This is a genomic window from Pseudorhizobium endolithicum, assembly GCF_902153245.2.
Classification (GTDB): Bacteria; Pseudomonadota; Alphaproteobacteria; order Rhizobiales; family Rhizobiaceae; genus Neorhizobium; species Neorhizobium endolithicum.
This window is the reverse complement of the sequence record NZ_CABFWF030000014.1, coordinates 226,623-237,890: the sequence shown is the minus strand read 5'-3', so window position 1 is coordinate 237,890 and position 11,268 is coordinate 226,623. Positions and strand designations below refer to the sequence as shown.

The 11,268-nt window shown below is 62.7% G+C and carries 8 protein-coding genes; 2 read left to right on the top strand and 6 right to left on the bottom strand.

From position 1 onward, the window contains the following. Positions 1-2 precede the first annotated feature (2 nt). Positions 3-4,784, bottom strand: a complete 4,782-nt coding sequence (locus tag RTCK_RS16345) for an NAD-glutamate dehydrogenase (protein WP_142593563.1) — start codon at positions 4,782-4,784, stop codon at positions 3-5. A gap of 178 nt (positions 4,785-4,962) precedes the next feature. Between RTCK_RS16345 and pdxY the strand changes: the two genes are divergently transcribed. Continuing rightward, on the top strand, positions 4,963-5,832 hold the full coding sequence (gene pdxY, locus RTCK_RS16340; protein WP_142593562.1) for a pyridoxal kinase PdxY: 870 nt from the start codon (positions 4,963-4,965) through the stop codon (positions 5,830-5,832). Between the two features lie 47 nt (positions 5,833-5,879). Then, a complete protein-coding gene (locus RTCK_RS16335) occupies positions 5,880-6,569 on the top strand; it encodes a carbonic anhydrase (RefSeq protein ID WP_142593561.1) in 690 nt (229 codons plus the stop codon). 9 nt (positions 6,570-6,578) lie between these two features. Here RTCK_RS16335 and RTCK_RS16330 read toward each other — a convergent pair whose 3' ends face one another. From RTCK_RS16330 to leuD, 5 genes are all read right to left on the bottom strand, one after another. Continuing rightward, complete coding sequence (locus tag RTCK_RS16330; protein ID WP_142522429.1) at positions 6,579-7,391, bottom strand: lytic murein transglycosylase; 813 nt, start codon at positions 7,389-7,391, stop codon at positions 6,579-6,581. Between the two features lie 155 nt (positions 7,392-7,546). After that, complete coding sequence (locus tag RTCK_RS16325; RefSeq protein WP_142522430.1) at positions 7,547-8,581, bottom strand: aspartate-semialdehyde dehydrogenase; 1,035 nt, start codon at positions 8,579-8,581, stop codon at positions 7,547-7,549. 368 nt (positions 8,582-8,949) lie between these two features. Beyond that, the gene (leuB, locus tag RTCK_RS16320; protein WP_142593560.1) at positions 8,950-10,059 is read right to left on the bottom strand and encodes a 3-isopropylmalate dehydrogenase; all 1,110 of its coding nucleotides are present in this window, start codon (positions 10,057-10,059) and stop codon (positions 8,950-8,952) included. Between the two features lie 96 nt (positions 10,060-10,155). Next, complete coding sequence (locus RTCK_RS16315) at positions 10,156-10,545, bottom strand: RidA family protein (RefSeq protein ID WP_142522432.1); 390 nt, start codon at positions 10,543-10,545, stop codon at positions 10,156-10,158. 6 nt (positions 10,546-10,551) lie between these two features. Then, on the bottom strand, positions 10,552-11,157 hold the full coding sequence (leuD, locus tag RTCK_RS16310; RefSeq protein WP_142522433.1) for a 3-isopropylmalate dehydratase small subunit: 606 nt from the start codon (positions 11,155-11,157) through the stop codon (positions 10,552-10,554). Between the last annotated feature and the right edge of the window lie 111 nt (positions 11,158-11,268).

Sequence of the window (11,268 nt, the reverse complement as noted above, 5' to 3'; positions counted from 1 at the left end):
CGTCATGCAGATGAGGCTTGGGGTCGAAGCTCCGTCAGATCCCCGAGAAGACCGGCCGCGACCGACAGCTTTGCCAGGTTGAAGTCCGGCGAATCGCTCAGCAGGACAAGTTCGGTGGCCACGCGGTCCATCTGCGGACGCTGCTTGCCGCCGTACCAGACCGCCAAGGGCTTCCTTTCGGCCGGATGCGCGGTAAGTGCGGAGCAGACGATGTCACGACGTGCCGCGGAGATCTGTGCGAGGCTGCGCCCCAAGGCGATGCTTTCGTAGTGGTCCGTCGGCCGCATCGCTTCACCGAGCGCAAGCAGCCTGTCGATCCTGAAGGTCTCGGTCACAGCGAAGTAGGTCTGAGCGACATGGCCGATGTCGCTACCGGTGCGGTTACCGATCAGCAGCAGTTCTGGAACGAGGGCTAGCGTTGGCAGGCGGCTGATATTCGCTGCGATATCCGCGGGCACGCCTTTCGCCTCCAGTTCCGCAGCCCGTTCGCCTGCTTTGGACGCGAGGCCGAGGGAATCGAGGTTGCCTTTGAGCTTCTTCGCTCCTGCCCTGAGGGCGGCTATCGCCGTCTCCATGGATCCGGTGCCTGCGTCCGTCGTCAGAATGAGGTGCGTCGCATCCTTGAAGATCTCGCCGATGCGGGCATAGAGATCATTCTGGACTTCTCCCGAGATCTGGCCGTCAAGCGCGTCCGTCGCCGCCCAGAGTCGGGGCAGCTCGAAGCCGTCGCGAGCGAGATAGGCAGCCTTCACCACGTCTGTGGGGGATGCGCCGGTAGCATCGATCATCGCCTGTATGAAGCCTGGGCCTCCGCGATTGATCACCTCGTTCGCAAGCACAGTGGCAACAATCTCCCGATGCAGCCGGTGGCTTTCGATGTCCGCTGCGAAGGCCTTCTGCATCTTGGCAGGGAAGTAGCCCTTCAGGATATCTGCCAGATACGGCTCATCCGGCAGATCGCCTTCCAGAATCTCATCGAACAGGGTGATCTTGGCGTAGGAGAGCAACACCCCGATCTCCGGCCGGGTCAGTGGCTTTCCCGTCTGGTAACGCTCGGATAGCTCCAGTTCGGCCGGCAAGGTCTCCACGGAGCGGTTCAGATGGCCTTGCGATTCCAGAACCGACATCAGCCGCGACAGGGATTCGCGATTGTCGGCGCCTTGCCGCGCGGTCAGCGAGATTGCCAGCGTCTGGAGGTAGTTGTTGCGAAGCACCAGGGCGGCGACCTCGTCCGTCATGGAGGCCAGGAGCTGATTGCGCTTCTCGCGGGTGAGGCGGCCCGACCGCATGGCCGAGCTGAAGGCGATCTTGATATTCACCTCGACGTCGGACGAGTTCACGCCGGCCGAGTTGTCGATCGCGTCCGAGTTCAGCCGGCCTCCGTTCAGGGCGTAGGCGATGCGGCCCTTCTGGGTGACGCCGAGGTTTGCACCTTCGCCGATGACCTTGGCGCGAACCTCCGTGCCTACCACGCGGATCGGATCGTTCGCCCGGTCACCCACTTCCGCATCGGTCTCGGAAGCAGCCTTGATATAGGTGCCGATGCCGCCGAACCATAGCAGGTCGACAGGGCTCCTGAGGATGGCCGTCATGATCTCGAAGGGGGTCGCAACATCCTTTCCGATGTCGATGGCGGCCATCGCCTGCGGCGTGAGCTTCACCGATTTTTCGGAGCGGGAAATGATCATTCCGCCCTCGGAGAGGCATGTGCGATCATAGTCCTGCCAGCTCGATCGGGGCAGGGCGAAGAGACGCTGCCGTTCCGCAAAGGAGCGGCTCGTCTCGGGTGCGGGGTCGATGAAGATGTCGCGATGGTCGAAGGCTGCAACCAGGCGGATATGCGGCGACAACAGCATGCCGTTGCCGAACACGTCTCCCGACATGTCGCCGACACCGGCGACGGTGAAGGGCGTCGTCTGGATATCGATGTCCATCTCGCGGAAGTGCCGTTTTACGGCCTCCCAGGCGCCGCGTGCCGTGATGCCCATCTTCTTATGGTCGTACCCGGCCGAGCCGCCGGAGGCGAAAGCGTCGTCAAGCCAGAACCCGGCCTCCTGGGCAAGGTCATTGGCGGTGTCGGAGAAGGTCGCCGTGCCCTTGTCGGCGGCGACGACGAAGTAGGGATCGTCACCGTCGACCCGGACCGTGTTTTCCGGCCCGACGACCTGGTCGCCGACGATGTTGTCGGTGATGGACAGGAGCGTGCGGATGAAGGTCTTGTAGGCTTGCCGACCGGCGGTGAAGATCTCCTCGCGGGATCCGGCGGACGGTAGCGCCTTCGGCACGAAGCCGCCCTTCGCTCCCACCGGGACGATCACCGAGTTCTTGACCTGCTGCGCCTTCACGAGTCCGAGGACCTCGGTCCGATAGTCCTCCGCCCGATCCGACCAGCGCAGACCCCCGCGTGCGACCTTGCCGAAGCGCAGGTGCACGCCTTCGACATCCGTGCCGTAGACGAAGACTTCACGGAAAGGGCGCGGCTGGGGAAGGCCGTCGAGAAGCTTGGGGTCAAATTTGAAGGCGAGGGTCGCGGGGGGCAGGCCCGCTTCGTCATGCCGGAAATAGTTTGTGCGAAGGGTCGCGTCGATGGCGTTGATGTAGCGCCGGAAGATCCGGTCGTCGTCGAGGCTCGGCACACCCGACAGTGCTTCCTCCAGCTCCGCATGGCGGCTCGCCAGCGCTTTCGTCCGCGCCGTATCGCCCAGCCGCGGGTCGAAGCGGCCGTGGAACAGCTGGAAGAGCGTATGTGAGATCCCCGGATACCGGGCGAGCGTCTCGGCGATCAGCGGCTGCGAGTAGACGATGCCGGCCTGCCGCAGATAGCGCGCATAGGCGCGCAACACGGTGGTCTCCCGCGTCGTCAGCCCCGAAAGCAGTACAAGACGATTGAAGGAGTCGTTGTCGGAAAGGCCTCTGAACGCGGCAAGGAAGGCTTCCTCCAGCCTGGCGGCGTCCCGTTCAAGCACGAATGCGCCATGACGCAGCTGAAGCTCCATATCGTGCAGGGCAACCGGCCGGGTGGCAGCGTCCGCTTGCACGTCGATGTCGAAGGTCTGCTCGCTGACGATGCGAAAGCCGAGGTTCTCCAGCAGCGGTACCCGCCGTGACAGGGACAGATGCTCCGGCTGGTGGAAGATCTTGAGCCGCAGTGTTCCCTCCTCGTCTCGCGGACGGGTATAGAACGAGATCCGGATCGGTTCTCCGGCTGCGCAGGCGACAATGTCTTCAAGATCGGCATAGGCCTCCTCGGGGGTGAATGCTTCCTGGAAGGCGTTGTTAACAGCAAGCTTCGCGCTTCCGGCGGAAAGGGCCGCGAAGCGCTGGCTCCACGGCGTGGAGATTGCCCGGATGGCTTCCTCCAGCGCCGCCTGCGGGATCCGCGGCGTACGGCTGCCGCGGCGGCCGATGATGATGTGCACGCGTGCGACACCCCCTTCCGGGAAGGCCGGATAATAGGCCGAAAGATGGCCGTCATAGACCTTTGCCAGGTAGTCGCTGACCTTCTCGCGGACGTGGGAATTATAATCTTCGCGGGGCACATAGACGATGATCGACACGAATCGATCGAAGTGGTCGATGCGCGGCAGGGCGCGTACCCTCGGCCTCTCGCTGAGCTCCATGATCTGTTCGCAGAAGCGGCCAAGCGTCGGCACGTCGATCTGGAAGAGGTCGTCGCGCGGGTAGGATTCCAGCGTATTGGCGAGCATGCGCCCCGAATGGCTGTTGGGATCGAAATCAAGCTTTTCCTCGACCCGCTGCGCCTTGGCCCGCAACAGCGGGATGTCACGCACGGAATGGGTATAGGCCGTGGCGGTGAAGAGGCCGACCACACGAAGCTCGCCCGTAACCCGGCCGTCGGAATCGAAGCGCTTGATGCCGACATAATCCATGTAGGCGCGGCGGTGCACGACGGATTTGACGTTTGCCTTCGTTACGATGAGGAAGTCCGGCCCATCCAGGAATTCAAGGATCTCCGGGGTGGTGGTGACAGCGTCCTTGCCCTGGCGCAGAACCAGAACGTCCGGGTCGGAGAGGATGCCGAGGCCTCGCCCCTTGCTGCGTTCCACCTTGGCGTCGGGGCCTTTGCCGGAATAGACGTATTCGCGCATGCCGAGGAAGGTGAAGTTGTCGTCGCGCAGCCAGTCGAGAAACGCCAGCGCCTCGTCGCGATCGCTCTTCCTCCGGCTCGCGGAGTAGCTGCGCAACTGCTCCGCCGCCCCCTGAAGAAGGTCGAGCATCGGCCGCCAGTCGGTGATGGCCAGATGCACCTGTTCGAGGACATATTGGATCCGCGCCACCAGAGTGTCTGCTTCCATCGCAGAAAGCGGCGGCAGGTGGATCTGGATCAGGCTGACATGGTGTGCCGGATCACCGGGATTGTCTCCGGAACGTAGAACCGGTTCCTCGCCCGGAGCCAGCAGTAGGATGGGATGCACGGCCAGGTGGAGTTCGCGATGAGTGGCGGTGACCTCCCCCATGACAGAATCGAAGAGAAAGGGCATATTGCGGTCGATAACCGTCAGGACGTGGACGGCAATATCTCCGGGCTGGACGCCCTCCACAGGCTGCAACGTGACGGAGGGGCGCACCCTGGTCCAGCTCTTCAGGCACTGCGCCGCATGCACCGCGGAGGCAACCAGCATCTGCGGCGTGTAGTGGGCAAGGTCGTCATTGCTTGCCCGGCCGAACAGGATAAACGGGTCCAGGAAAGGGCGTGAGCCCTCCGCAGCCAATTTCTGCGCATTTTCGATCTGTTTGTCCCGCTTCGGGTTCTGCCTGCCCATGTTATTCTCCATGTGATCGTGCCAGCATGCTGTCACCAAACGCGATCCGTCAACCGGTCACTTTCGAGAGCCAAGCGCCGAAGTGCCGGGCACCGACTGCGTCCCACCTCATATGGTGTACGGTTATTGACAAGCGACCCTGAAGAAATCATCAAGCGGGGAAAATGGAAATCTAGCCATGGAAAATCCCGGCGCCGTCATCGTCATTTCCAGTCATGTCGTTCGCGGCTCGGTTGGGAATCGCGCAGCCGTCTTCGCGCTGGAAACATTGGGATTTCCGGTGTGGGCGCTACCAACCGTCGTCCTGCCGTGGCACCCCGGACACGGTCCCTCGACCCGTCTCACGTTTTCCGAAGCCGAATTCGAGAACGCGATCGACGATCTCCTCCGCGCCCGCTGGGTCGGTGAAGTGAAAGCGGTCCTGACAGGTTATTTCGGTAACCCGCAGCAGCCGAAGGCGGTGGCAAAGCTTGTTCGCGCGCTCAAGGAGCGCGATCCGAACATCCTCTATGTGTGTGATCCGGTGATGGGAGATCTCGGCGGGCTCTATATCCCACAGGCGATCGCGGAGACGATCCGGGACGAACTGATACCCTTGGCGAACGTCGCGACCCCGAACCGCTACGAACTCGCCTGGCTTGCCGGCAGCGCGCTCGACAGCAATAGCGCGATCATGGAAGCGTCGCTTGCGCTCGGACCATCGCGTATGCTCGTCACATCCGCCGTGCCGATGATGGCCGGCGGCACCGGCAATCTCTACCTCACCGGCACACATGCCCTGTTGGCGGAGCACAGGCTGATCGACAATCCGCCGAACGGCCTCGGCGACCTTCTCTCGGCTCTTTTTCTCGCCCGGCTGATGACCGGGACGGAGGAGGAACGCGCGCTCCAGCTCGCCACCGCCAGCGTCTATGAAATCCTTGCAAGAACGGCCAAGCGCGGCAGCGACGAGCTGACGCTGGAGACCGACGCCCAGAGTTTGATAAGTCCGATGGCGATGGTTCAAATGCGCCGCCTGGTCCATCCTCTCCAGCGCGTGCGACGATAGCTGCCGTGCCCACCAGCCTCACCCCAACCTCAGGACAATCCTACGCCATGCAGCAGTTTCCAGAGCGCCTCCTGAACGGATATCGCAACTTCATGAGTGGCCGCTACGCAGACGAGCGTGAACGCTACCAGTCGCTGGCGGAAGGGGGGCAGAGACCCCACACTCTGGTCATCGCCTGTTGCGATTCCCGTTCCGCGCCGGAAACGATCTTCGACTGCGGCCCAGGGGAACTATTCGTGGTGCGGAACGTCGCAAACATGGTCCCGCCCTACGAACCGGACGGACAATACCATGCTACCTCCGCGGCGATCGAGTTCGCCGTTCAAGCTCTGAAGATCGCAAATATCGTGGTCATGGGGCACGGCCGCTGCGGCGGTATTCAGGCGGCACTCGATCCCGACATGGAGCCGCTGTCGCCGGGGGACTTCATCGGCAAGTGGATGGGACTTCTCCGTCCTGCCGCCGGCCAGATCCAGAGCAACAACCTGATGACCCAAGGCGAGCGCCAGACGGCGCTGGAGCGGGTGTCGATCCGCAATTCGATCGGCAACCTACGGACCTTTCCCTATGTCCGCGCCCTGGAAGAACAGGGCAAGATTGCACTCCACGGGGCATGGTTCGACATCTCGACGGGTGAGCTCTGGGTGATGGACGGGAAAACCGGAGATTTCGCGCGGCCGAGCCGCCAGGCCGCAGAGGTTGCCGCGGAGTCCGAGCCCGAACCCGCAGACGACTGAGAAGGAGGCTCAGCCGCCGTCTATTGCGGCACCGATGTGGGCGATCGCCTGCTGGTAGACCGTGGCTGCATTCCACCCCTGGATCGCGATATAATTCGGCTCGCCGGGCTGGTAACCCGCACCCGGCTGCCAGCCGTGGCCGACGAGGAAGTTCGCGGTGGAGGCAAGGGCGTCCGCCCGCGAGCGGACGAGGTCCACATGACCGTCGCCGTCGCCATCCACGCCGTAGCGAACCACGTTGACCGGGAGAAACTGGGTCTGACCGATCTCACCGTGAGCGGCACCCTTGGCGGAAGGGCTGAGATCGCCCCGCTCAACGAGCGTCAGCGCGGCGTAAAGCTGCTCGGTGAAATAGTCTGAGCGGCGGCAGTCATAGGCGAGAGTTGCCACGGCAGATAAGGTATGCTGATTGCCCAGGAAGCTGCCGAAGCCGGTCTCCATGCCCCAGATGGCGAGGAGCGGGCCTGCAGGCACGCCGTAGCGGCGCTCGATCGACGCGAACAGCTGGGCGTTACCGGACTTCATCTTCTTCCCGCGTGCGATGATGGTCGCTCCGCCGCGCTTCTCCATGAACTGGTCGAAGGAGAGTTTGAAGCTCTTCTGCCCCCGGTCGGCGCGGATGGTATCGCGGTTGTAGGAAATGTTCGCAAACGCCTGTTCGACCACACGGGGATTGATGCCGTTGGCGACAGCTTGCGGCTTGAACGCCTGAACCCAGGTCGAGAAGCCGGAGCTGTCATTGCCGCACTGGGCTGCGGCGACGGGTATCGCCAAGGAAGTGAGAGCCGCTACGAAGGTGGCCAGACGCAAGGTGTTCAGCATGATTGATCCGCTTCCGAAGGGCCGAAGCCCCGTTGGCATTTTAGATGGAGCTTTATGGGACTCTTGTCGGCTGCTTCAACTCGTCCCCATTGAATTCTTCGTGAGGGTCGAAGCAATGGCTACCGGCTCGTTCGCCGGTAGCGCCTCTCTTCTGCTCAGGCCGCCAGCTTGCGTGGCTTGATCAGGCCGCGGTTGATGAGCAGTTCCGCGATCTGTACGGTGTTGAGCGCGGCGCCCTTGCGCAGATTGTCGGACACGACCCACATGTTGAGGCCGTTCTCGACGGTGGCGTCCTCGCGGATGCGGGAGATGTAGGTGGCGTCCTCGCCGGCGCACTCCACCGGCGTCACGTAACCGCCGTTCTCGTGCTTGTCGACTACCAGGCAACCGGGGGCCTCGCGCAGGATGTCACGGGCCTGGTCGGCGGTAATCTCGTTCTCAAACTCGATGTTGACCGATTCCGAATGGCCGATGAAGACCGGAACGCGCACGGCCGTGCAGGTGACCTTGATCTTCGGGTCGAGCATCTTCTTGGTCTCGGCGAGGACCTTCCACTCTTCCTTCGTGTAGCCGTCCTCCATGAAGACATCGATATGGGGAATGACGTTGAAGGCGATGCGCTTGGTGAACTTCTTCGATTCGACCGGATCGGCCACGAAGACGGCGCGGGTCTGGGTGAAGAGTTCGTCCATGCCCTCCTTGCCGGCGCCGGAAACGGACTGGTAGGTCGATACGACGACGCGCTTGATCCTGGCTACGTCGTGGAGGGGCTTCAGTGCGACGACCAGCTGTGCCGTGGAGCAGTTGGGGTTGGCGATGATGTTCTTCTTGCGGAAGTCAGCGACGGCGTCCGGATTGACTTCAGGGACGATCAGCGGAACTTCGGCGTCGTAGCGCCAGGCCGAGGAGTTGTCGATGACGACGCAGCCCTGGGCACCGATCCTGGGAGACCATTTCTTGGAGATTTCGCCGCCGGCGGACATGAGGCAGATGTCGGTATCGGAGAAGTCGTAGTTCTCCAGGTTCTGGACCTTCAGAACCTTGTCGCCGAAGGAAACCTCGGTTCCCTGCGAGCGGGCCGAGGCAAGGGCGACCACCTCGTCAGCGGGAAAGCCCCGTTCGGAAAGGATGTTGAGCATTTCCCGCCCGACATTGCCGGTGGCACCGACGACTGCAATCTTGAAACCCATGGTCTTTGCTCTCTTTCTGCCTCTCCTCGATCCGTTGAGGGGGAAAGCCGCGAACAGCATCGCGGTTTCCTTGTCCCCGGCCTGACCGGGGAGAGAGCGGCGGCCAGAGACGTCAGACGGTTTTCGTCGTCGTTTTGGCCGTGGTTTTGTTGGAGGCGGCAAAGCACAGGATCAGTCCGGCAAGAATTGCCGGCTGGAAATCAGCAGCGATGTCGAACTCGCGGCAGTTCATAGGATGCTTTCCCGTTCGAGGATGGTGTTTAGAAGATTCTGATGCGGAGTCAAGCGCAGACCGGAGTGCGCGATGACCGGCGGCAGCCGACCCTGCCGAGATCGCGGCGCACCGGCTGGCGCGCCGCGGACAAGGCTCAGGCGGAAAGAGCGGAGAATTCCTTCAGAATGGCGTCGCCCATCTCCGTCGTACCGACCTGGCGGCAGCCGTTGGCCATGATGTCGCCTGTGCGGATGCCCTGATCGAGAACGTTGGCAATCGCCTTCTCCAGCCGGTCCGCCTCCGCCACCATGTTGAAGGAATAGCGCAGGCACATGGCGAAGGAGGCGATCATGGCGATGGGGTTGGCGACGCCCTTTCCGGCGATGTCCGGCGCAGAGCCATGCACCGGTTCGTAGAGCGCCTTGCGCTTGCCGGTCTTGGCATCCGGGGCGCCGAGAGAGGCCGACGGCAGCATGCCGAGCGAGCCGGTCAGCATGGCGGCGACGTCGGAGAGCATGTCGCCGAACAGGTTGTCCGTTACGATCACGTCGAACTGCTTCGGCGCACGCACGAGCTGCATGCCGCCGGCATCCGCCAGCATGTGCTCGAGCTGGACATCGGAGAAGGAGCGCTTGTGCGTCTCCGTCACCACCTGGTTCCACAGGACACCGGACTTCATGACGTTGCGCTTTTCCATGGAGCAGACGCGGTTCCTGCGGGTACGCGCGAGCTCGAAGGCGACGGCGGCGATGCGCTCGATCTCGTAGGTGTCGTAGACCTGGGTATCGATGCCGCGCTTCTGGCCGTTGCCGAGGTCGACTATCTCCTTGGGCTCGCCGAAATAGACGCCGCCGGTCAGTTCGCGGACGATGAGGATGTCCAGCCCTTCCACCAGTTCCGGCTTGAGCGAGGAGGCATTGGCCAGTGCCGGATAGCAGATGGCCGGGCGCAGGTTGGCGAAAAGCTCGAGATCCTTGCGCAGACGCAGCAGGCCGGCTTCCGGCCGAACCTCATAAGGAACGTGATCCCATTTCGGTCCGCCGACGGCGCCGAACAGAACGGCATCAGCGGCCATGGCCTTCGTCATGTCGTCTTCGGAAATTGCGGAGCCGTGGGCATCATAGGCGCTGCCGCCGACCAGCCCTTCCTCGATTTCGAAGCCCGCATTCATCCTGCCGTTCATATGGGCGATGATCTTGCGGACTTCGGCCATGGCCTCCGGGCCGATGCCGTCGCCGGGAAGCAGGAAGAGAGATCTGGTCATTCGTTATTCCTCTCGGTGGCGGCTCACCCTCCGCACGATGCCGTGCTGTCGCGACCCCTTCCGAGCCTGCCGAAGGGAGGAGGTCGATCAGAAAATTCAGGAAGAGCCCGCGCCGATGCGCGCGGTCACTTCGATCTCGACCTTCATCTCCGGTGTGGTCAAGCCGCAAACCACCATGGTGGCTGCCGGCCTGATTCCGGCAAAGGCCCGCCCCAGGACCTCCACGATTGCATCGTAGTCCGCCATGTCGGTGATGTAGTAACGGACGCGAAGGACATCGTTCAGGCTGCCTCCGGCCTCGCGCAATGCCTTCTCGATCGTCGCAAGCGCATTGCGGGTCTGGTCGGCCACATTGTCGGGCATTTCCATCCGGGCATAGTCATAGCCGGTCGTGCCGGAGACATAGACCATGTCGCCGTCGATGACCGCGCGGGAATAGCCAATGCGGGCCTCGAACGGGGAGCCGGACGAAATGCGTTTCACCATCGCCGCTTAGAGCCAGGGCCGCTCGGTGCTGAGCTTCTGCTCAAAGCTGCCGATGACGGATTCGCTTTTCAAGGTGCTGGCAATGTCGTCCAGCCCTTCCAGCAGGATGTGGCGCCGCGCCGGATCGATGTCGAAACGGATGGACCCACCGTCCGGGCCGGTGATCTCCTGCGCCTCGAGATCCACCGTCAGCACCGCATTGGAGCCGCGCGAGGCATCATCCATCAGCTTGTCGAGATCGTCCTGGCTGACGACGATCGGCAGTATGCCGTTCTTGAAGCAGTTGTTGTAGAAGATGTCGGCGAAGCTGGTGGAGATGACGCAGCGGATGCCGAAGTCGAGAAGCGCCCAAGGCGCATGCTCACGCGACGAGCCGCAGCCGAAGTTGTCGCCGGCGACGATGATCTTGGCGTTGCGGTACGCGGGCTTGTTGAGAACGAAGTCTGGATTTTCCGACCCGTCCTCCTTGTAACGCGCCTCGGCGAAAAGGCCTTTCCCCAACCCCGTCCGCTTGATCGTCTTCAGGTAGTCCTTCGGGATGATCATGTCCGTGTCGACGTTGACGACCGGAAGCGGCGCGGCGACGCCGGTGAGCTTGGTGAACTTTTCCATGATCTGCCTCCGCATGGATTATCTGCGCAAGCCCTTAAAGCAAATCCCCGCCGATTTGAAGAACCGTTTGGGCCGCCGCGGTACGCCGACACCCCGAAAGCGATGAGTTCC